20 protein-coding genes, 2 tRNA genes and 1 pseudogene are annotated in these 20,510 nt (G+C 35.0%); 13 read left to right on the top strand and 10 right to left on the bottom strand.

The genetic code is table 11. From position 1 onward, the window contains the following. Positions 1-70 precede the first annotated feature (70 nt). The 3 genes from NBT05_RS01475 to NBT05_RS01465 all read left to right on the top strand — a co-directional run bounded on the left by NBT05_RS01475 (position 71) and on the right by NBT05_RS01465 (position 1,703). Positions 71-143 (top strand) — tRNA-Gly (locus NBT05_RS01475). A 29-nt stretch (positions 144-172) separates the two neighbouring features. Beyond that, positions 173-256, top strand: a tRNA-Leu gene (locus tag NBT05_RS01470). A gap of 955 nt (positions 257-1,211) precedes the next feature. Next, on the top strand, positions 1,212-1,703 hold the full coding sequence (locus tag NBT05_RS01465) for a UpxY family transcription antiterminator (protein WP_265771646.1): 492 nt from the start codon (positions 1,212-1,214) through the stop codon (positions 1,701-1,703). A gap of 184 nt (positions 1,704-1,887) precedes the next feature. On the opposite strand, the pseudogene NBT05_RS01460 reads toward NBT05_RS01465, so the two are convergent. From NBT05_RS01460 to NBT05_RS01440, 5 genes and pseudogenes are all read right to left on the bottom strand, one after another. Next, positions 1,888-3,087: pseudogene (locus tag NBT05_RS01460) on the bottom strand (IS256 family transposase); the annotation flags it as partial. Positions 3,088-3,740: 653 nt separating this feature from the next. Continuing rightward, a complete protein-coding gene (locus NBT05_RS01455; protein WP_265771645.1) occupies positions 3,741-4,472 on the bottom strand; it encodes a DUF3891 family protein in 732 nt (243 codons plus the stop codon). A 163-nt stretch (positions 4,473-4,635) separates the two neighbouring features. Further along, positions 4,636-4,761 (bottom strand): hypothetical protein, encoded by a 126-nt coding sequence (locus tag NBT05_RS01450; protein WP_265771644.1) that lies wholly within the window; start codon positions 4,759-4,761, stop codon positions 4,636-4,638. A 263-nt stretch (positions 4,762-5,024) separates the two neighbouring features. Next, a complete protein-coding gene (locus tag NBT05_RS01445) occupies positions 5,025-5,555 on the bottom strand; it encodes a DUF421 domain-containing protein (RefSeq protein WP_265771643.1) in 531 nt (176 codons plus the stop codon). Between the two features lie 91 nt (positions 5,556-5,646). Continuing rightward, positions 5,647-7,425, bottom strand: coding sequence for an aromatic amino acid hydroxylase (locus tag NBT05_RS01440; RefSeq protein ID WP_265771642.1), 1,779 nt, complete (start codon positions 7,423-7,425; stop codon positions 5,647-5,649). 158 nt (positions 7,426-7,583) lie between these two features. Between NBT05_RS01440 and NBT05_RS01435 the strand changes: the two genes are divergently transcribed. Beyond that, entirely contained in the window at positions 7,584-9,236 is a 1,653-nt protein-coding gene (locus tag NBT05_RS01435; protein WP_265771641.1) for a T9SS type A sorting domain-containing protein, read from the top strand. 57 nt (positions 9,237-9,293) lie between these two features. Further along, complete coding sequence (locus tag NBT05_RS01430) at positions 9,294-10,952, top strand: T9SS type A sorting domain-containing protein (RefSeq protein ID WP_265771640.1); 1,659 nt, start codon at positions 9,294-9,296, stop codon at positions 10,950-10,952. A gap of 20 nt (positions 10,953-10,972) precedes the next feature. Here the strand turns inward: NBT05_RS01430 and NBT05_RS01425 are convergent, their stop codons facing one another. Next, on the bottom strand, positions 10,973-11,428 hold the full coding sequence (locus tag NBT05_RS01425; RefSeq protein WP_265771639.1) for an META domain-containing protein: 456 nt from the start codon (positions 11,426-11,428) through the stop codon (positions 10,973-10,975). 117 nt (positions 11,429-11,545) lie between these two features. Between NBT05_RS01425 and NBT05_RS01420 the strand changes: the two genes are divergently transcribed. Beyond that, positions 11,546-12,115 carry a TetR/AcrR family transcriptional regulator gene (locus NBT05_RS01420; protein ID WP_265771638.1) on the top strand — a complete coding sequence of 190 codons (570 nt, stop codon included), beginning with the start codon at positions 11,546-11,548 and terminating at the stop codon, positions 12,113-12,115. Positions 12,116-12,311: 196 nt separating this feature from the next. Here the strand turns inward: NBT05_RS01420 and NBT05_RS01415 are convergent, their stop codons facing one another. Then, entirely contained in the window at positions 12,312-12,617 is a 306-nt protein-coding gene (locus tag NBT05_RS01415) for a single-stranded DNA-binding protein (RefSeq protein WP_265773192.1), read from the bottom strand. A gap of 388 nt (positions 12,618-13,005) precedes the next feature. On the opposite strand from NBT05_RS01415, the gene modA reads away from it, so the two are divergent. From modA to NBT05_RS01400, 3 genes are read left to right on the top strand one after another with little or no spacing between them, the layout of a single operon-like run. Then, the gene (gene modA, locus NBT05_RS01410) at positions 13,006-13,785 is read left to right on the top strand and encodes a molybdate ABC transporter substrate-binding protein (RefSeq protein ID WP_265771637.1); all 780 of its coding nucleotides are present in this window, start codon (positions 13,006-13,008) and stop codon (positions 13,783-13,785) included. 20 nt (positions 13,786-13,805) lie between these two features. Continuing rightward, complete coding sequence (gene modB / locus NBT05_RS01405; protein ID WP_265771636.1) at positions 13,806-14,477, top strand: molybdate ABC transporter permease subunit; 672 nt, start codon at positions 13,806-13,808, stop codon at positions 14,475-14,477. Then, positions 14,474-15,337, top strand: a complete 864-nt coding sequence (locus NBT05_RS01400) for an ABC transporter ATP-binding protein (RefSeq protein ID WP_265771635.1) — start codon at positions 14,474-14,476, stop codon at positions 15,335-15,337. The genes modB and NBT05_RS01400 overlap by 4 nt, the downstream gene beginning before the upstream one ends. 7 nt (positions 15,338-15,344) lie before the next feature. On the opposite strand, the gene NBT05_RS01395 is transcribed toward NBT05_RS01400, so the two are convergent. From NBT05_RS01395 to NBT05_RS01385, 3 genes are all read right to left on the bottom strand, one after another. Continuing rightward, positions 15,345-15,950 (bottom strand): DUF4230 domain-containing protein, encoded by a 606-nt coding sequence (locus tag NBT05_RS01395; protein ID WP_265771634.1) that lies wholly within the window; start codon positions 15,948-15,950, stop codon positions 15,345-15,347. 151 nt (positions 15,951-16,101) lie between these two features. Further along, on the bottom strand, positions 16,102-16,650 hold the full coding sequence (locus NBT05_RS01390; RefSeq protein WP_265771633.1) for a DUF4136 domain-containing protein: 549 nt from the start codon (positions 16,648-16,650) through the stop codon (positions 16,102-16,104). A 148-nt stretch (positions 16,651-16,798) separates the two neighbouring features. Beyond that, a complete protein-coding gene (locus tag NBT05_RS01385; protein ID WP_265771632.1) occupies positions 16,799-16,969 on the bottom strand; it encodes a DUF5522 domain-containing protein in 171 nt (56 codons plus the stop codon). A 27-nt stretch (positions 16,970-16,996) separates the two neighbouring features. Between NBT05_RS01385 and NBT05_RS01380 the strand changes: the two genes are divergently transcribed. From NBT05_RS01380 to hemL, 4 genes are read left to right on the top strand one after another with little or no spacing between them, the layout of a single operon-like run. Then, on the top strand, positions 16,997-17,323 hold the full coding sequence (locus NBT05_RS01380; RefSeq protein WP_265771631.1) for a hypothetical protein: 327 nt from the start codon (positions 16,997-16,999) through the stop codon (positions 17,321-17,323). Continuing rightward, positions 17,323-18,276: a 1-aminocyclopropane-1-carboxylate deaminase/D-cysteine desulfhydrase gene (locus NBT05_RS01375; protein ID WP_416346190.1), complete on the top strand. Its 954-nt coding sequence runs from the start codon at positions 17,323-17,325 to the stop codon at positions 18,274-18,276. The genes NBT05_RS01380 and NBT05_RS01375 overlap by 1 nt, the downstream gene beginning before the upstream one ends. After that, a complete protein-coding gene (locus NBT05_RS01370) occupies positions 18,273-19,217 on the top strand; it encodes a glucosaminidase domain-containing protein (protein WP_265771629.1) in 945 nt (314 codons plus the stop codon). Before NBT05_RS01375 ends, NBT05_RS01370 begins: the two co-directional genes overlap by 4 nt. A 6-nt stretch (positions 19,218-19,223) precedes the next feature. After that, entirely contained in the window at positions 19,224-20,510 is a 1,287-nt protein-coding gene (gene hemL, locus NBT05_RS01365; protein ID WP_265773191.1) for a glutamate-1-semialdehyde 2,1-aminomutase, read from the top strand.

Genomic DNA, 20,510 nt, shown 5'->3' with positions numbered 1-20,510 from the left:
AAATATTTTTTAGGAAATAGATAAGCAACTTAGTTGGAAGTACTTTTTATTAGTAATAGATAAAAAACTTGCGAAAATAGCTCAGTTGGTAGAGCGCCACCTTGCCAAGGTGGAGGTCGCGGGTTCGAATCCCGTTTTTCGCTCTTTATTTTATAAAAGTTAAGAATAGGATGCTCGGGTGGTGGAATTGGTAGACACGTTGGACTTAAAATCCAATGTCCATTAGGACGTACGGGTTCAAGTCCCGTCCCGAGTACAAACCTCGCTTTTTAAGGCGGGGTTTTTTGTTTTATAAAAGATTGGTAGATACGTCATGCTTATAGTGTAATGAACATTAATTCGTATGGGTTTAAGTCCCGTTTGAAGTACTAGATTTATCATTAGATAATTAAATAGTAGAGCTCTTTTTTTGCATGAAAAAACGTTAAAATTGTGTTACGAGTATTAACGGTTTATTGAATAAATAATTAGAAAGAAATTAACGCTTCCCTCCAAAAGTAAAAAAAAGTTTAATTTTTGTAAACTATATTTTAGCAGAACTCCTGAAAAAATAAAACTCGGCAAATTATCTATTACAAAAAATTATTAGGGAAAAATACACTTATAATTAAAAACAATAATAACGGGCTAAACCTATGAAACACTCATAATTAAAACAGTAATATTGAAATGTCTATAATCATTAAGTAAAACTTTAACTATATAATTGTCTTTCGCTATTTTTAATTTGATCATCATTAATCTTTTTTGTAAACTAAAATTTTCAAACTTAGTAATTATGATAAAATTCAACTGATAAGATTAACTAAATGTTAAATTAAATCATTTTACTACTTGATAAACAATTATTTACGGGGAATTTTAAAATTTTATGAAAAATAATTTCCTCACTATTAAATTAGTGTCTTATATTTGTAAGGAAGCAATTATTATTTAATTAAGTTCATAATTAAATCAATTACGCAAATTTGTTTCATTGAAATTAATTTTACCCCACTTTGCAATATTTATTTGAGATTGAATTTCATTTTTAATATCTATTGTACTCTAAGTTCTTATTTATTTACAGTTCTGACTACATTATTTTAGGTAAAATAATAATGTGGGTCGGAGAAGCGAAGCTTTGACCATAATTTATTGTTATTTTTTATAGTTCACACAAAATTTTAATTCTAGGTATGTTAAAATCTCTCAGATGCGGGTGGTATGTTTTGTACGTTAAATCGCGACATGAAAATAAAGTTAATCAGTTATTACTACAAGACGGTTTGGATGCTTTTTGTCCAATGATAAAATCCATTCGAACATGGAGTGATCGTAAAAAGACTATTTATAAACCTCTGTTCCCATCCTATGTTTTTGTTAATATTCAATCTTCTTTAGATTTTTATAAGGCTTTAAATGCTAATGGTGCATGCGCCTATATAAAGTTTGGAAAAGAATATGCTTTAGCAACTGAAAAAGAAATTGAAGGAATTAAATCTTTACTTTCAAGTCAAAATATTTCTAACATCTCTACTGAAAATTTAAGGAATATAGTTGGTCAAAAAAAGATTATTAAGAACGGATCATTACAAGGATTAGAATGCGAAATTGTTAATACTAACAATTTGAATAAGATTGTTGTCAAAATTGAAAGTTTACGACAATGTATTATAGCAACTATGTCCTCGGATATACTTTTTGGGGAATTAAGTGCTTAGTGCGGAATTGTATTACAAGATATAAAGTATTAGTCTAAACTTTCACATAGGTAGTGTAAATTAAACTCTGTCTGAGTTATTTTTTCTTATCCATTTCAAAATTAGTCGAAACTTGTTTTCGACTGATTTTGGAATGCGACCTAGCGTCAGCGACACGTTTTGATTGGTTTTTACCAATATCCAGGTTTATCCTATCCTCAAAGATAATATAAAGTTGCTGTATGGTAGAGTTCCAGTTGTGCAGAGGGCTTGTCCACTTTTTCTGGATGTTCATCGTAGCAAGGTAAACGAGCTTGAGCAGTGCCATATCATTTGTAAAGGCACCCTTGGTCTTGGTTACTTTGCGTACCTGGCGATGGTACCCCTCTACAGCGTTCGTGGTATAGATGATTTTTCTAATAGGTGCTGTATACTTAAAGTACTGTGATAGATGCTCCCAGTTGTTTTGCCAACTTTGAATGACTACCGGATATTTTTCTTCCCACTTGCCCGATAGCTTTTCCAGTTCATCCTCTGCCACTTGTTTATTTGTTGCCCGATAGACTTTTTTAAGGTCCCTCATAAATTCCTTTTGATCCTTTGAAGCTATATACTTTAAGGAGTTACGTATTTGGTGAACGATACAAAGTTGAACCTCAGCTTTGGGGAAAACACCGAGTATCGCATTAGTAAATCCTTTTAGGTTATCGGTACAGGCTATCAAAATATCTTCAAGCCCCCTATTGTTAAGGTCGGTGAGTACCTGCAACCAGAAGTTAGCACCTTCGCTCTCAGATAAGTATATCCCTAGTATTTCTTTTTGCCCCTCTTTGTTAATTCCCAAGATGTTGTAAAGTGCCTTGTGAACGATCTTCCCTTCTACTTTAACCTTGTAGTGCATAGCATCTAACCAGACGATGCAGTATAAAGGTTCTAGAGGACGGTTCTGCCATGCTTTTACATCCGGAATGATCTTATCTGTAATCTGGCTTAGCACGGTATGGGAGATCTCTGTGTCGTACATCTCTTTGATGTGTGAAGAGATATCACGGTAGCTCATCCCTAGGCCATAGAGACCGATTATTTTATCTGAAAGGTTGTCTGCCAGGATACTTTGCCGCTTTTTGACCAGCTCTGGTTCAAAGCTACTGAGACGATCTTGAGGGGTTTCAACATCAAAAGTCCCAAAACCGCTCTTGATGGTCTTCTTGCCCTTGCCATTACGTTTGTTTCCTTTGGAACGTTCAACATCGTCCAGGTGACCTTCCATCTCAGACGCTAAAGCCTTCTCAATAAAACTTTTAAGCATTGGTGCAAAAGCACCATCTTTACTAAAAAGACTCTTACCAGACATAAATTGCTCTAGTGCCTTCTTCTCTAATTCTTGTTGTTCTTGTGTTGTCATAATATCTCATTAAAATTAAACTAAAATTTTAATCAGACAGAGTACAGTTTACACTCTCTTCACATATTCTTTTTGTTTAGTTTTGTGGCGACTGTTACAATAAAAGACAGTTAGTTGAACCCCTCCTAACTCTAAGTTGTAGTATCGAACCTATTAAGGAGTAAACCATGATTGTCCATCATAGCATTGTAATTTTCTACTTCATACCTTTCATCATATAGCTCCTGGTTAAAATAAACCTTTTAGGCAGCAAAAAACTTATCCAACAATCCTTCTAAGTTTCAGATATGCACTATTTATTTAATGGTAATAGACCTATTGCTAAGATAACACCTTACCTGAAAACAAAGCTTTTACCAAAATAGACGCTAATGAACCTCAGCTTTAAGCTTGTAAATTATAGCTTTGATAATCTCTTACAATGGAACCGTAGGTGACCAACCACAACTAGATTTAGGTAGGTACGTCGCAATTAATTTTTCTATAATATCTTTTTCAAGTATATAGTACATAAAAGGTTGTTTTAGTTTGACTTATATTTTGTAATATAAATCTCTACAACCTTTAACTTCCTTATAAAAAAAATTCCAAAATCAAATTTTATAATTCTAAAAATAATAAGACAAAGAATTATTTAGGTCAGCAAAATATCATTAACACCTATCACCCAACAAAACCTCAACCCTCTTCACCAAAGCCCTATCCAACTCCTTATTCAAATGGTCATCATCCCGATAGGAAATCTTCGGAATTTTTCGGTATTCCAGCGTGGTGGTAGCTCCTTCTTTAAACGGAGAAGGACGTATATAAAGAGTTCTAGCTTTTAAACTAGTGGTATATTCTTTATTTTCTTCTTCAAAAACTCCTTTAATGACTTTTTCACTCTGATTTTCATCAAAGAGATGAAAGCAAATAAACAAAGACAATTCATCCGTAAAACGAAGAAATTCATAGGTTTGTTTTACTGAGGTTTGATCTATTTCATAATCACGTATTGCCTTTTGTAATTGTTCCTGTACGTATTTTAAGAATGTTTTAATTTCTTCGTCTTCCTTCTCTTTATACAAATAATTCATATGGCTTAGCGCCATCAAGTAACACCAGGTTGATTTTAATCTTGCGTTTTCAATGATTTGTATAGACGCTTCCTTTTCAAACCTGTTTTTTCTAAAATCTTTTGGCTCCCCGTCTTTAGTTACATAATAGGTTCCGCTTGTTTTAGTAAATCCATCGTCATGAGAGGCGATGGTAATTAAAGTTTCCGTATAATTGGTTACTTTTTGGATCAGGCTTTCTTGCATCGCACAGAATAATTGTGCGGACAATAGCGCATGTGACCTTTGAAATATAATCTTATAATGATCCGAAAAGGTATGTACAATCATATACCGGAAAGACTACGCATAAAAAACATTTAATTTTTCCGGTTTCCTTTGTATCTGATAATACTTTTGCGGACAAATTACTTTATTCAAATCTCTTAGATATTCCGGAATTTTAGGCTTTTTGCAATTAGAATTTGTAAGCATATGTTTAAATTTAGATAGATTAATAAAAAAGATCGTCTTCTTTTAAGTTGACAAAATCTTCAAGTTCGTTTACCTGACTTATTAAATTTTGCTCTTCTAAATCGTCTTCAAACATAGTGGGTTGAAAAATGGTTTTTGTATTCATAACTTTTAATTTTTTCTTTACTTCAAAGTTATTTATAAAAGCCCCCGTTATGTTTCAATATTTTAAGTAAAGATTACAAGGTTTTATGATCTTAAATAATTGCTAATCAATTTTTTAACAATTTATTTTCATTTGTTAATTTATACCTGAATCCAGTAAATAGTTGGTTTAAAGAATAGTATATTTTCTAAATTTTGGAATGGAAAAATAATGGTAATAAAATGCTTAAATGAGGTAACCTGTAGAAGTAGAGAGTATAAAAATTAATGATCCATGACCTCATCAATAATCCAGGGATCTATTTCTTTATGATCGTCTTTATGTAACACCGAGATATCACCGGTAGTTTCAAAAATAACGGCTTTTACCTGGGATAGTTGGGTGACATTAGCTTCTCTTAGCTTTGACTTAATATCCGAAATGGTTACGTGGGACTTCTTCAAATTTTCATATAAAATTTCTTCCCCTTTCATTAAAAATAATGGTGAGTTGTCAACTATCTGTTGAAACCAGGAAATACGTCTTAAAAACGCAGCAGCGGTTTGAATAAAATATACAAAAAAGAGGGCAATGGCACCTTCTATCAGACTAACAAACGAAGATAAAATAGTAGACGCAATAATAGAACCAATAGCAATCGTCATTGCAAAATCAGAACTGGACATTTTAGAAAAACTACGCTTACCGAAAATACGGGTATATAGAATCACACTTACATAAATGCCAAGAGCACTTAAAAATAGTAACAGTACGGATGTGTCTTTAATTTCAAAAAGTTTTTCAACTGAAGGCATTTCTCTTTTTTTATATAAGCATAATTAAACATTCACTACTACATTTATTTCCTGTATGCAATCAAAACCTAATGCATTTACACCGAAAAAATTAATGCATATTGCTGGCAGGCGAAGTTGTTTGATTTCTACTTATAGTAAGACCACTATCGATAAGCGTAGCAATTTTCGGTTCTTTAGTCTTTAAGTCATTTAAATGAGTTAATACTTGTTTTTCTAAAGAGGGATTGGATAGATGTACCAACTCGTAAATTTCAACATTTAGTAACCAATCCATAGGATGAAACTTTTGTAACAAATTAAATGTGGCTTCTAGCGAAAACATCGCATTTTTTCCTTCTCTGATATTTCTGACGGATTGATACAATTGATGCAATTCCTTCTCTTTTTCAGAATAATGAGGTTTGATCGTTTGGGTAGAAGATACATGAGTAATCCGGTTAAATGAATAGTCGTCTGCTGGACCTGAATACGCAGATATAATCTCACTACCAATAGCCAGGCTAAAATTACCAGAATTACTTTTAAATAACAGTTCGCCGTGATAAAACACTTCACACTCTTCAAAATGAATGATAATCAGAGATCCCATCACATTTCGGGTGCCGGTTACAATAGTTCCAGCCAGGGTGATCCCACTTTCATATTCAAATTCTAGAAATTTACCTTCATAAAAGTTATATGCCTTTAAATCCCGGGGGGACATATCTTCAATTAACAAGTTGCTTCCTTTTAACTTGCCAATAGGCGAAATAAAACCATTTTTATACGTAGCCGTACCATGACCAATTAATTCTTTTTCGCGATATGACAATGCTGTTTCCCCTTTAGTCTCAAAATAGATCACCTGGTCGTCCTCATCCGTAAGCATTTTTGAAAATACCCCGGAGATTTGTAATCCGGTATTGAGTTCAATAGTTCCCAGGTTTTCCGAAGCAATTAATTTAGCTAACCCCCGGTGTCCGCCTTTACGTAAGGCCATTGTATCTGCAAACTCCTCTAACTCCTGGCATAAATAAGCAAAATCCGGAGTCACAAAAAGCTGGGGTTGCGGTTGGGTAATATCAAAATCCTGCAAAGCTGCTTTCGCAGAATAAGTATGTTTTACTACCTTATTAGTCATACACAACTTACTTTCACCGATAGAAGAAAGAAGACCGGCACCATATATCTTTGGGTTTTCAATAGTACCAATAAGTCCGTATTCCACCGTCCACCAGTGAAGGTTCCGGATTTTAGCCATTTCAGAAGGAGGTTCCTTTTTATTTTGTAATTCTTCCACTTCCCTTTCGGCAGCAGCGATAATTTTTTTAGGAATATCTTTAGCTTCCTTTAAAATAGAAAGTTTGCGTACAGCTTCGTACATTTCATAATCTCTTTTTGAAGAAATTGCTTTACAACCTATTTTTCCAAATCTTTTTAAATACTGTGCATAATCAGGATTCGCAATAATAGGAGCATGTCCCGCAGCCTCATGGATGATATCCGGAGCAGGAGTATATTCAATGTTTTCCAATTTCCTGATATCCGAAGCAATCACTAAAATATTATATGCCTGAAATTCCATAAAAGCGTTAGGAGGAATAAACCCGTCTACGGCAACAGCTGCCCATCCTATATCTTTTAAGATACGGTTCATCCCATACATACTGGGAATTTCTTCCAGCGAAATTCCTGTCTTTTGTAAACCTTCCAGATATGAGCTATGAGCAATAGCAGGTAGCGAAGCCACATTTTTTCGCATCACATACCTCCATACTGCTTGGTCTATAGGAGTATAAGCCTCATAATTTTGTGGTTTGATAAACTGTTTTAAGTGAGGAGGCAGTTTTTCTAACAACGGATTCGAAATAACATCAGACGTTTGCATAAATCTTAAAAAATTGTAAAAAAGAGACTTTAAAATATAGAAATTACAACAAATCTCCGAATTTGATAGCAAATATTATATATTTTTAGGACTTTCGAGCCTTGAGTTGTTTAAATATAAAGTTTCCTAATAATTCAATTGTAAATTGCATACCATAAATGAAGTTAATCAAACTCTTTTGGATACTGTCCTTTCTTTTTTACTTACAGACGGTTTCCGGCCAAATTACCAATACACCACCTCCACATATTACCCAATTAAAGAGTAGTACCTTACCAACGGTAGTGATGCCTGCGTTTGATTTAGATAAATTAAGAAAAGAAGACGCTATCAATGATAACAACCTTCAGAAAGTCTATCGGTTTGGTTATGCTCATAAAACTAATTTAAATATTAAGAATTCAGGAGTATGGACTACCTTACCTAATGGTGATAGAATCTGGAGAATACAGATACAATCTGCAGGTGCAAAAACCTTAAACTTTGTTTTTGATCGTTATATCTTACCTCCCGGGGCAATGGTACATGTATATAGTCCGGACAGAACCTTTATACTAGGTGCTTACACGGATAAGATGAATAATGTGAATAACTCGTTAGGAACCTGGACTTGTGATGGAGATACTTTAATTATTCAATATACAGTCCCTGCCAGTGCCACCACTACTGGAGAATTATCCATAGGTGAGGTAGTGCATGGTTATAGAACAGTTACGGATTTTGAGGTAAGTACAAAAAGACTAGGCAGCTCTGGTAATTGTCATCTCGATGTAAATTGTGATGTAGGTTCTGATTTTGATCCTGTAAAGAATAGATTAAAAAAAGCAGTAGCCTTAATTTTAGTAAATAGTATTGGGTGGTGTTCCGGTTCTTTGATCAATAATACAGAACTGAATGAAGCTCCATATCTTTTAACAGCTTTTCACTGCGGAGATGGCGAAGCAGCCTGGTCATTTCGTTTTAACTGGATTAGTACGGAAGATGTATGTGCAGAACAAGGTGACAGTGTAAGCAACGGTCCGGATAATTTCTACCAGACTACCAGTGGTTCAGTAAATCTTGCTAAAAGCCCGGAATCAGATTTCAGGTTAGTTGAAATTACCGGAGGTCTGGATGAAGATTGGGACCTTGAATGGGTAGGTTGGGATCGATCTGAAGAACCCCCTGATTTTACAGTAAGTATCCATCATCCGTCAGGAGATATTATGAAGGTATCCCGGGACAATCAAAGCCCGACTACTCAAGCTATAACCATTGATAATCAGACTTCGCAAACCTGGGTGGTAAGAGATTGGGATTTAGGGAGTACAGAAATGGCTTCTTCCGGAGCGGGCTTATTCAATGAGAGAGGCCAATTAATTGGTCAGCTTTTTGGAGGTGCTTCTTTTTGCAATGGTCTGACTGATAACGGTGAACCTGACTTTTACGGAAGGTTAAATGTAGCCTGGGGTTTTGGAGAAAGTCCGGAAACCAGGTTATCAGACTGGCTGGATCCTATTAATACTAATCAATTGACCCTAAATTCCTTGTCAGAAGAACTAAATGACATAACTACCTCTCCAAGCCTTATAAATGAAGTTTCCGTATTATCAACAATAACCAGGGAGTCTTTTTTTATTGAGAATTCTTCCGATAAGAATATTAAATTTGAAATTTATGACATCTCCGGTAAGCTTTTATTTGAAAGTGATAGGATTAGCAGTGGTGAAAGAACATCATTCTTAGCATCTAGTGCCGGAATGTATTTTATCCGGGTTTTTAATGTACTAAACGAAGAGGATTTCTTTATTACCAAAATAATAAAATTTTGATACCAGTAAAAAATTGAATATCTTCAAAGATGCAACTTGCTAAGTAACTTAAAACCCATGAAAATTCTATATTTTATTACCGGCTGTTTACTGTTTTTATTACCGGAAAGTATAGAAGCACAAATAACCAATATTCCTCCTCAAAGTTTTACTTCTCAATTGAAATCAAATGTTTCAATTCCGATTATAGAAATGCCATCTTTTGATTTGGAAAAACTTAAAGCTGAAGATCAAGTAAACGATCAAAAGGCAAATAAAGTTTTTAGGTTTGGGTATGAACATAAGGTAGCAATTGATTTAAAAAGTAAGGGGAATTTAACCAAATTAGCAAATGGGGATAAAATCTGGAGACTTCGTATATTTTCAAAAGGTGCAAAAACTTTAAACTTTGTATTCGACCAATATCGTTTGCCTGAAGGTGCCACCTTACATCTTTACAATCTGGACAAAAGTTTTGTGTTGGGCGCCTACACAAATAAAATGAACAATAAAAACAATAGTCTAGGTACCTGGCTTGCAGAAGGAGATATGATTACTTTGGAATATTTTGTGCCTGCCACTGCAAAAAGTGAAGGTCTGCTTCATTTAGGGAGCGTAGTTCATGGGTATCGAAGTGTAACCGATACGAACTTACAGCAAAAAAACCTGAATGCTTCCGGAAATTGCAACCAAGATGTCAATTGTGAAATCGGAAATGATTTTGAAGCAAGGAGGGATGTTTTAAAACAATCAGTTGCGTTAATTATCTCACCTATTGGTAGTTTTTGCACAGGTACATTAATTAACAATACCGAAAATGATAAAGCCCCCTATTTGTTAACCGCTTTTCATTGTGGGGGAGGAGAGGCAAACTGGTCGTTTCGCTTTAACTGGATTAGTGAGAACACGGTATGTGCAACGGATCAGGAAAATATTGATAACGGACCTGATAATTTTTATCAGACTACGAGCGGGTCAGAACGTTTAGCTTTAAGCGAAGAGTCTGATATGCGTTTAATACGAATTACCGGTGGGTTAGATGATCGATGGAACCTGACTTGGGCGGGATGGGACCGATCCGGAGATGTGCCGGATTATACCGTAAGCATCCATCATCCGCGCGGAGATATTATGAAAATAAGTCGGGATAATGAATCACCCGTCAAAAGCAGAGCAAGTATTGACAGACAGAGTTCAGAAGTTTGGAGGACTGATGATTGGGATATCGGAGTTACTGAAAAAGGTTCTTCCGGTTCGGCGTTATTTGATCAGAACGGTCGTATTATAGGACAACTATTTGGAGGTGGGGCTTTTTGCGACGGATTAAGTGATAATAATGAACCGGATGTATTCGGAAGGTTTGATGTATCTTGGGATTTTGGTACAACTGAAGCTTCGCGTCTATCAGACTGGTTAGACCCTATCAACACCGGGGTTGAAGTATTAGACGAATTAATCCAGATATCAAGTTTAACGGTTGACGACTTAGAGCCAACCGATCAAAAAATTGTAATCTATCCTAACCCGGTAAAAGAAGTATTGTTTATAGAAAATAACACCATAAAAAATCTTACCTATCAACTCTATAACGTAACTGGTCAATTAGTAGCTAGTAAAAGATTGATAGGAATCACTTCAGGAATTCCTACGGCTGGGTTTACGCCCGGAATGTATTTTCTCAAATTGATAGATTCTTCTAATCAATTAGTATTGCATAAGAAAATTGTAGTGAAGTAATTTTAATAGTATTTTAAAAGTTAGTTTTTAATAGCAACTGCTTCAAATAAGATTTTTCCTTCTTTACTTTGTGCTATCATTTTGTTTTTAGTTTGAGTAATCGTTTTAATTTCTCTAAGTGTGGTAAAAAACTCGCTTTCAGAACTTCCTTCACAAAATATCTTAGTAGCCATAGGATATCCGAAATTGTACTGATCACCTTCTTTAGTATAAGAAACCGTATACGAATTACAACCTGAATTTCCGGAAACTGAATTTTCAGAAGGGAGCATTCGCACTGTAGGTTGATTCGTAGTTAAACTTTTTGTTTGTAATTGCATTACTTTATATACAACACCTGTTATTTGGGTAGGTTTCTCAGGAGTTGTAGCTTGTTTTTCAATAGTAGTCTCCGCAACTTCCCTCACCTGGCTATTAGAAGAATTACAATCTTTTGCCAGAAAAAGACTTAAAATTCCGATAACTAAATTTTTCATATTTCTTGCATTTATTCAATAGTTTTCCTATTTGAAACCTATGGCAACCAAATTTATTATATTTTTACGGTGTTAATTATATACTAAAGGGATACGTAATCAAACACACAAAGCTGTATGGTAATAGAAGGAAGAAAACTAGAAATAATTGAAGCAGCTGCTATTTTATTTAAAGAAAAAGGGTTTAGTGCAGTTACAATGCGGGATCTTGCTACTGCCATGGGGATCAAAGCGGCAAGTTTATACAATCATATTACCTCAAAACAGGAGATTTTATCTCTAATCATCATAAGGTTAGCCGAAACTTTTACGGAAGGAATGAATACTATTGTGAACTCTGATTTAAGTCCGATAGAAAAAATTGAAAAAATCATTCGCCTACATATAGAAATTACCCTCACTAATGCAGACGGATTAGCTTCTTTAAATAACGACTGGATGCACCTGGAAGAAAAAAACCTGGAGTATTTTAAAAACATGCGGGTAGCCTACGAAGAAAATTTCCGGTCTATTATTGTAGATGGAGTACAGGAAGGGACTATTCAACCTTACGATATTGAAATTATGGTTTTTTCTACCTTATCTACTTTACGTACCCTCTATCTGTGGTACCCGAATCAAAAAGATATCAATCCTGAAATTTTAAAGAATAACATGATTGCCGTCTTATTAAAAGGTATCTTATAATTAAATTATACTTCATTGCAGATACCTCAAATTTGACAAGAAATCATTAAGTTGATATAGATCAAGATAATAAATAAACTTTCTGAATGTAGTGGTAAAGTAGATTATGTAAAAATATCAAAACCGGCTTCCCTATGTAGTAGTTATATAGAGAAACCGGATTATTCTAGTAGTTATTTTAAAAGTTTAGTCAGATTTACCTACTCCCTAACATTAGAAATTCTTTACATACGATTTCGGTGATATAACGTTTAATACCGTCTTTATCTTCATAGCTTCTAGAAGTAAGTTTACCATCTACGGCAACTTCCTGTCCTTTGTTTACATATTTTTCAATGATATCTGCAGTTTTACCCCAGGCTACAATATTATGCCATTGAGTATCTTCCACTTTATCACCGCTTTTATTATAATAGTAATCATTCGTGGCTAAGGAGAATTTAGCAAGTTTCTTTCCGGATTCTAGTTGTAAAATTTCAGGATCTTGTCCCAGGTGTCCGATTAATTGTACTTAGTTTTTCAGTGCATTCATAATGTATAGTTTTAAAATTTGTTACTTATTGCTGTTCTTTATAATTAAATGGAACAGTATTAATTTTGAACACTGCAAACCTATAATGCATTACAAGAGCTAGTCGGTTGGGAAACGTTTACGTTCGTTTGTATTCGTTTGTAAGTATTTGTAAACTTTTAAAGTATTGAATTATAGGAGTTAATATTAAATTAGTAAATTTAAAAAATTGAATTTTTTTTGCAGTAATAGTAGAAATACCGATTACAGTTTGTAATAAACTGTAATACTAACTACTTTTCTAACATTTAATTAGTAGAATAGATTCGTTTAAGATTTGAGAGTACTGTAGTTTTGTCGCTTGTTTTAAAAACCAACCATGACCATTATCCGGATTTTTTTTAAATACCAAATCCTGAGTTTTATAATTTTTCTTTTTATCGGGTGTCAATCTAATAAAAAAGAGGAAGTTTTACGAATTGCAACCGCCTCAAATACGCAATTCGTAATTAAAAAACTAATTAAAAAATTTACTAACAAGACAGGGATTACTTGTGAACTGATTGTTGGTTCTTCCGGAAAACATACGGCTCAAATACTTCAAGGAGCGCCTTATCACCTTTTTTTATCCGCAGATCAGCAATACCCTCAGACTATTTATAAAAAAGGTATGACCAATCAGCCCCCGGTAACCTATGCCTACGGTCAGTTAGTATTATGGAGTACCAATAAAAAAATAAACGTAACTCCGGACGAACTGACTCACCCAATGATTAAACGTATTGTCATACCAAACCCGGAGGTGGCCCCATATGGAAGTGCAGCGATTGCTTTTTTAAAGCATCAAAGCTTATACGAAAAAGTAAAGTCGAAGCTGGTTTATGCTGAAAGTATATCCCAGGCAAATCATTTTATCTTAACAGGAGCCGTTAGTATAGGTTTCACCTCTCTCTCCACGGTACTGGCAAAAGATATTGAAACAAAAGGAACATGGATCAAACTGCCAGATACCAGTTACCCGCCTATTGCGCAGGACCTTGTAATAACTACAAAGGAGGAGGTACCCGTACAAAATGCTCAAAAATTTATTAATTTCATTTTATCTGAAGAAGCCGGGATTATTTTAAAAGATTTTGGATATTTACTACCAACCCGATAGGGTAGTGAACTTTCAACATAATGGATTGGACTCCGATTGTACTTACTTTTAAATTGGCAGTACTCACTACAGCAATTTTATTAGTGATTGCTGTACCATTTAGTTATTGGTTAGCTATAAATAACTCCCGGTTAAAAGTAGTTATTTCAGCTTTAGTAAGTATGCCTTTAGTCTTACCGCCTACGGTGTTAGGTTTCTATCTACTACTTCTGTTAAGTCCCGAATCTCTACCTGGTAAATGGTACCTGAATCTAACTAATCAGTCCCTGGTTTTTTCCTTTACCGGACTCTTAATTGGATCTGTAATATATAGTTTACCCTTCATGATCAATCCAATACGGTCGGGTTTTGCGAGTTTACCAAGGGAATTATCAGAAGCAGCGTATGTATTAGGAAAATCCAAATTCAACGTAATAATAAAAGTACTCTTACCCGCTATCAAACCTGCGTTACTTACCGGAATCATTTTAACCTTTGCACATACTTTAGGAGAATTTGGGGTAGTATTGATGATAGGAGGGAGCATCCCAAACGAAACCCGGGTGGTATCTATCGCTATCTATGACCTGGTGGAAACCTTACAATATGAACAAGCGCATATTTATTCCTTGTTTCTTTTTGGTGTTAGTTTTATCATCTTGTTAGCGGTACAAGGGGTAAATTCCGGATTTTTAAAACGTTTCTGGAGATGATTAAAATAAACTTCCGGAAAAAAATCCATACAGTAGAAGGCTTGCTTGACCTAAATATCTCAACCTATGTACCCAAAGCTTCATTTATTAGTATATACGGGGAATCAGGTTCAGGTAAAACGACGATTTTGCGAATTCTAGCAGGCTTACAAGTTCCTGATGATGGTACTATCACTGTAGATAAAGTTAGTTGGTACCACAGTCAAGATCGTATTTTTTTATCACCACAAAAGCGGAACATTGGTTATGTTTCTCAAAAATACTTGTTATTTCCATCAATGACGGTTCGTCAAAACCTGGAATATGCTAAACAACATACTAATTCTAATACTGATATTTATACATTATTAAAGGTTATTGATTTAGAGAAGCTTCAGGATAAAAAAGCAACTCAGCTTTCAGGAGGACAACAACAGCGGGTAGCCTTTGCAAGGGCTTTAGTTCAAAAACCTAAAATATTATTACTGGATGAACCTTTTTCTGCTTTGGATATTGGAATACGAAATAAAATGCATGTGTTTCTCAAGACATTTCAGAAAGAAAATAACACCACCATACTGATGGCCAGTCACGACCGTGAAGAAGTTTGTAAGATGTCCGATCAAATATGGCTACTTCAAAAAGGGCGTATTATAAAAGAAGCCCCACCTTTAGAATTATTGACTAATATGGTTGCCGGGCAAACCCATATCTTAAAAGGAACAGTATTAAAAATTATAGATCAAACCACCATCATTATTCAAATCGGGGAAAACAGTATTTCATATCAAACCAAATCTGCGGATAGAACAAAATATCAAATAGGAGATATGATCTTTTGGAATACCTTAAAAAATCAAATAGAAACGTCACAAGAATAAGTAATATTTACAAAATTAAATCTTCTGTAGTTTTGATTGTTTTTCCGTTATATTGAAGCGTCCAATCCAGTGAACTGGTTAGTAAATATATCTTTTGCAATTCACTTAACAATCGATTTTCTGCATTTTTAAGTAAAGTAGATTGTTCGATTTTCTTTTGAAGTCGCAGTTCCAGTTGCTTCCGAATTGTATTGTGATCCTCTGGGGTGAATCGGTTTAAATAATCCTGTTGCATATCATGATAAGTGATTTTCGGGTCAATTTGTAATTCCGCTTTTGGGATTTCAGTAAGGGTTACTGTTTTATTTTTAGTATCTATGGTATGTTTAATCTGATGAAGGTCATAAGAAACCGTTGCTTTCGCATTAACCACCACTATTGCCTTCTTTTCAGCGGTCAAAAAGTCCATGTATAACTTTTTAGCATCCTTATAAGTAATTACCTCAGAAAAATGCCCTTCGGTTACTATAAGTTTACCAACATTATTAATCTGATGCAGTAGTAATTCGGTAGACTCAATTTGAGTAATACGAGATTTTTTATTTTCAATAAAATGATAGATTGCAAAAGCCGAAATAAAAGTCAGTAAACAACCTAAAAAGAAATTCCGCATAAACAGATCAATGTTACTGTTTTAAAGATAGGGTATTTTAGAACAAATAGTAAAAAATTATTAAAAGTGTAAACCACTTTAATAATAAGATGCCGTAAATCAAATTGATCATTTACGGCATCTTAGCATATAGTTATAAAGAAGATAAATTTTATAAAGGTCGTCGTTGCTCCGGCGGATATTTTTCTAAAATTGCTGAAACAATTTCGTTCATTTTTTCCTGCTTTTTATCAATCTGCGTAGTAAGGGCAGAAGTACCCATACCTTGCCAAATTAGTTCCTTTTTACGAGAATCGATGAAATCAATATACAACGTACCTTCAGTTACCTGCGACACATTATTAAAATTACCACCCCAGAACCAAGGACTCCATCCCCATCCGTAACCCCAACCTACGTTAAAGTTGTTATTATATACATTTACATTTTTCTGAGTTTTTGTAAAAATACTGACTAACATATCCGGGTTCTCAGATTTTACAAAACCTTTAGCTATCAGATCGCCTTCAATTGCCCGTAAAATTCTTTTTTTATCCAGGTCACTAATATCTGCTTTATCAATCCCCGGTTTAAAAAAAGCAAAAGTTCTATAATTTTGAAAGTTCACCTGTCGGTCAAAATCGGAAGCCACCCGCACCGTACTACAAGATGTCAAAACAAAAGCCGCAAAAATTGTTAATAAAGTAACTAACCTCTTCATCTTCTAAAATTTTAAATTTAATACATAACCGAAATCACAACAATTATACCAATATGTCACGTATTTCAATCTCAAGATACCATATATTATAAAGAAAAAAGGCTTGTATACCAATAAATAAGACTTGAAATGAAGTATTTATGTTATTTTAAGAATAGCTATTGGTCTTTTTATTATAACCATACGGGCAATGACGGCAACCACTTTCACAACAATAACCACGTTTCAGGTGATATTGTTCCGTAAAGCAACGATATCCTTCCGGGGTCAAATAAAAATCACCTTCTTCAGGTTTTGGTACTTTTTTTGAACGGTTCATCCTACAAAAATACTATCTTGTGCGTGGATGCCAATTTTAGTTAACAAATATTTGATGGGTCGCCGTTTTGCCGGAGTAGCTTTGTGGCCGTTTATTGTTATTAAAAAGGATTACCTAAGACACGATCGTATATTTTTAAATCATGAACGTATTCACCTACGCCAACAATTAGAATTAGGCGTTCTTTTCTTCTATATTTGGTATGTCATAGAATTTTTCCTAAAGTGGTTACGGTTTAAAAATGCCCATATAGCTTATCAAAATATTAGTTTTGAAAAAGAAGCTTATCAAAATGAGAATGATCTGCACTATTTGACAAAACGTAGTTTTTGGAAGTTTTTAGTTTATTTATAATGGTGAACTTGTCTTTCTTTGAACAAAACCCAACGGTTCCTCAAACTCAATTACGGTCAGATTTTTTGGATAAGCATAAAATTACTTTAACCGTTATACGGGAAGATTGCATTGATAAAGAAGTGTCAGGAAATAAATTCCGTAAATTAAAGTATAATTTTAAAGAAGCTATTAAAGGTAATTATAAAAGTATACTAACCTTTGGCGGAGCCTATAGCAATCATATTGCAGCCGTAGCCAAAGCAGGAAACATTTGTAATATACCCACTATCGGAGTAATCCGTGGAGAAGAATTAGGAAAAAACCTTAAGCACACTCTTTTAAAAAACACAACTTTAGCAAAAGCTAAAGAGTACGGAATGCAGTTTAAATTTATTTCTCGCGAACAATATAGAGCGAAAAATGACCAAAATTTCTTACAACAATTAAAGAATGAATTTCCTCAGGCTTATATCATTCCCGAAGGCGGAACGAATCAATTAGCGGTAAAAGGCTGTCAGGAAATTCTTCCTAAAGAAAACAAGGCTGATTTTATCTGTGCTTCGGTGGGAACCGGAGGTACATTAGCCGGTCTCTGTAATAGTAGCAACCCTTTACAAAAGGTAATAGGTTTTCCGGCTTTAAAAGGAACCTTTGTATCTGCTGAAATTGGTACATGGACAAGGAAAAATAACTGGGAATTGGTTACGTCCTATCACTTCGGGGGATATGGAAAAGTGACGGATGAGCTTATAACCTTTATGAATGCTTTTTATAAAGCGTACGGTATATTGTTAGATCCGATCTATACAGGTAAACTATTTTACGGAATTTTTGATATGATCCGGAATGGTTATTTTAAGAAAAATACTCGTATTTTTGCAATTCACACAGGCGGATTACAAGGTATTGTGGCAATGAATCAAAAATTGGCAGCTAAGAATAAACCGCTTATTTTGACACAATCAGAATGAACAAATTGAAATTTTTAAAATATATAGGAGTAGGTTTGATACTACTTTCCTGTGGGGGAAATAAAAAAGCAATTACATCAACCTCTCGTAAAGAATTGCCAGTCAGGACTAAAGAAATTCAGAGAGAGGTAAGGGTTCGTAAAGAAGTGTCAAAACCTAAAGCGGTACCTTTACCCGCTACTTCTTATAATACAAAAGTACAACAATATATCAACGCTTACAGTCGTACTGCGCAGGATGAAATGGCAACCTATGGCATTCCGGCAAGTATTACCTTGGCACAGGGAATATTAGAATCAGGTGCGGGATATGGCGAATTAACAAGCCGGGCAAATAATCATTTTGGGATAAAATGTCATGGTTGGACCGGAGACCGGGTGTATCACGATGATGACTTGTCGCAGGAGTGTTTTAGAAAATACAACGACCCTAGTGAATCATTTAGGGACCACTCTCTATTCCTTAAAAACCGAAAACGCTATGCCAAATTGTTTACGTATAGAAAAGATGATTACCGGGCATGGGCCAAAGGTTTAAAAGCAGCAGGTTATGCAACAGATCCCAAATATCCGGCAAAATTAATAAGTATTATCGAACGCTTTGGCTTAGCTACTTACGATAAACCTCGAACCGTAGATATAGTAACAGAAACACCTGCTATTGTTGAAGCACCTACACCGGTACCGGTTCCTGAAAAAACAGTTGGGGAAGCAAATACAAGCGTACAACCGGTTCCTGCAAAAACTACAGAAACTACCAATAAGAATGAACAATACGAAGAATATAAGGTAGAAAGTGGAGACACCTTATATTCCATTGCCAAACGCTTTGATATGGAAGTAAGCCTTTTAAAAGCAATCAACGAATTAACAGATAATACAATTTCTATAGGCCAGGTTTTAAAACTAAAACAAACCGAAAGCGAATTTGATGAATTTTAACTCATGATAACATATCAAAGAAGTAGTGCGTTATTCAAAGCAGCACAACAAGTAATTCCCGGAGGTGTTAACTCTCCGGTACGAGCCTTTAAAGCAGTAGGAGGGGATCCTATCTTTGTAAAAGAAGCTAAAGGGGCATACTTGTATGATGAAGATGGAAACCGTTTGATAGATTATATTAATTCCTGGGGTCCTATGATTTTGGGACATGCCTATCCTCCGGTGGTCAATGCGGTTATTGAAAAAGCTAAACAAGGAACTAGTTTTGGGATGCCTACGCAAATTGAAACAGAAATTGCCGAATTGGCAGTAAGTCTGGTTCCGGGTATTGATAAAATTCGGTTTGTAAATTCAGGTACTGAGGCTTGTATGAGTGCCGTACGTTTGGCTCGAGGTTTTACTGGAAAAGATAAGATTATAAAGTTTGCCGGTTGTTATCACGGGCATAGTGATTCCTTTCTGATTCAGGCAGGAAGTGGTGCGGTTACCTTTGGAATGCCTAATAGTCCGGGTGTAACGGTAGGAACAGCAAAAGACACCCTACTTGCCACGTACAATGACCTGGAAAGCGTAGAAAAATTAATGCAGGCTAATAAAGGTGAAATTGCTTGTTTAATTATAGAACCGGTAGCCGGTAATATGGGATGTATCCCTCCGGCCGAAGGATTTTTACAAGAGTTAAGAGCCTTGTGTGACGAAAATGAAATACTCTTGATTTTTGATGAAGTGATGACCGGTTTTCGATTAGCGTTAGGGGGAGTACAAGAACTATATGGAGTGACCGCTGACCTGGTTACTTTTGGGAAAGTAATCGGAGGTGGTTTGCCTGTAGGGGCATTTGCTGCCAGAAAAGAAATTATGGATTATCTGGCTCCTATAGGGCCGGTTTACCAGGCAGGTACGCTTAGCGGAAATCCTTTAGCTATGGCCGCAGGCTTGGCAATGCTCACTTCTTTAAAAAATAGTCCTGAAGTATTTACCAGTTTGAATAAAAAGTCCAAATATCTGGAAGAAGGAATAACTAAAGTTTTTTACAAACGCAAAGTACCACATCATATCAACCGGATAGGTTCGATGATATCCGTTCATTTTACCGATGATCCGGTAACTGATTTCGCTTCGGCAGCAAAAGGAAATAATAAGACTTTTAATACTTTCTTTCATCAATTACTGAAAAATGGTATTTACATTGCACCCAGCGCTTTTGAATCCTGGTTCCTGACAGATGCTTTGACTTATCAAGACCTGGATACCACCATAGCGGTAATAGATAAAGTAGCTACCGAACTTTAA

The organism is Aquimarina sp. ERC-38 (assembly GCF_026222555.1).
Classification (GTDB): Bacteria; Bacteroidota; Bacteroidia; order Flavobacteriales; family Flavobacteriaceae; genus Aquimarina.
Note: the sequence above shows the minus strand (reverse complement) of the source record. Positions and strands in the feature narration are given on the sequence as shown.

Coding starts and splice junctions, on each gene's coding strand:
- NBT05_RS01425 (WP_265771639.1), bottom strand. CDS start 11,428: ATGAAAAATTTAGTTATCGGAATTTTAAGTCTTTTTCTGGCAAAAGAT.
- NBT05_RS01390 (WP_265771633.1), bottom strand. CDS start 16,650: ATGAAGAGGTTAGTTACTTTATTAACAATTTTTGCGGCTTTTGTTTTG.
- modA (WP_265771637.1), top strand. CDS start 13,006: ATGACCATTATCCGGATTTTTTTTAAATACCAAATCCTGAGTTTTATA.
- NBT05_RS01380 (WP_265771631.1), top strand. CDS start 16,997: ATGCCAATTTTAGTTAACAAATATTTGATGGGTCGCCGTTTTGCCGGA.
- NBT05_RS01395 (WP_265771634.1), bottom strand. CDS start 15,950: ATGCGGAATTTCTTTTTAGGTTGTTTACTGACTTTTATTTCGGCTTTT.
- NBT05_RS01445 (WP_265771643.1), bottom strand. CDS start 5,555: ATGCCTTCAGTTGAAAAACTTTTTGAAATTAAAGACACATCCGTACTG.
- NBT05_RS01450 (WP_265771644.1), bottom strand. CDS start 4,761: ATGAATACAAAAACCATTTTTCAACCCACTATGTTTGAAGACGATTTA.
- NBT05_RS01435 (WP_265771641.1), top strand. CDS start 7,584: ATGAAGTTAATCAAACTCTTTTGGATACTGTCCTTTCTTTTTTACTTA.
- NBT05_RS01375 (WP_416346190.1), top strand. CDS start 17,323: ATGGTGAACTTGTCTTTCTTTGAACAAAACCCAACGGTTCCTCAAACT.
- NBT05_RS01420 (WP_265771638.1), top strand. CDS start 11,546: ATGGTAATAGAAGGAAGAAAACTAGAAATAATTGAAGCAGCTGCTATT.
- modB (WP_265771636.1), top strand. CDS start 13,806: ATGGATTGGACTCCGATTGTACTTACTTTTAAATTGGCAGTACTCACT.
- NBT05_RS01370 (WP_265771629.1), top strand. CDS start 18,273: ATGAACAAATTGAAATTTTTAAAATATATAGGAGTAGGTTTGATACTA.
- NBT05_RS01400 (WP_265771635.1), top strand. CDS start 14,474: ATGATTAAAATAAACTTCCGGAAAAAAATCCATACAGTAGAAGGCTTG.
- NBT05_RS01455 (WP_265771645.1), bottom strand. CDS start 4,472: ATGATTGTACATACCTTTTCGGATCATTATAAGATTATATTTCAAAGG.
- NBT05_RS01430 (WP_265771640.1), top strand. CDS start 9,294: ATGAAAATTCTATATTTTATTACCGGCTGTTTACTGTTTTTATTACCG.
- NBT05_RS01440 (WP_265771642.1), bottom strand. CDS start 7,425: ATGCAAACGTCTGATGTTATTTCGAATCCGTTGTTAGAAAAACTGCCT.
- NBT05_RS01385 (WP_265771632.1), bottom strand. CDS start 16,969: ATGAACCGTTCAAAAAAAGTACCAAAACCTGAAGAAGGTGATTTTTAT.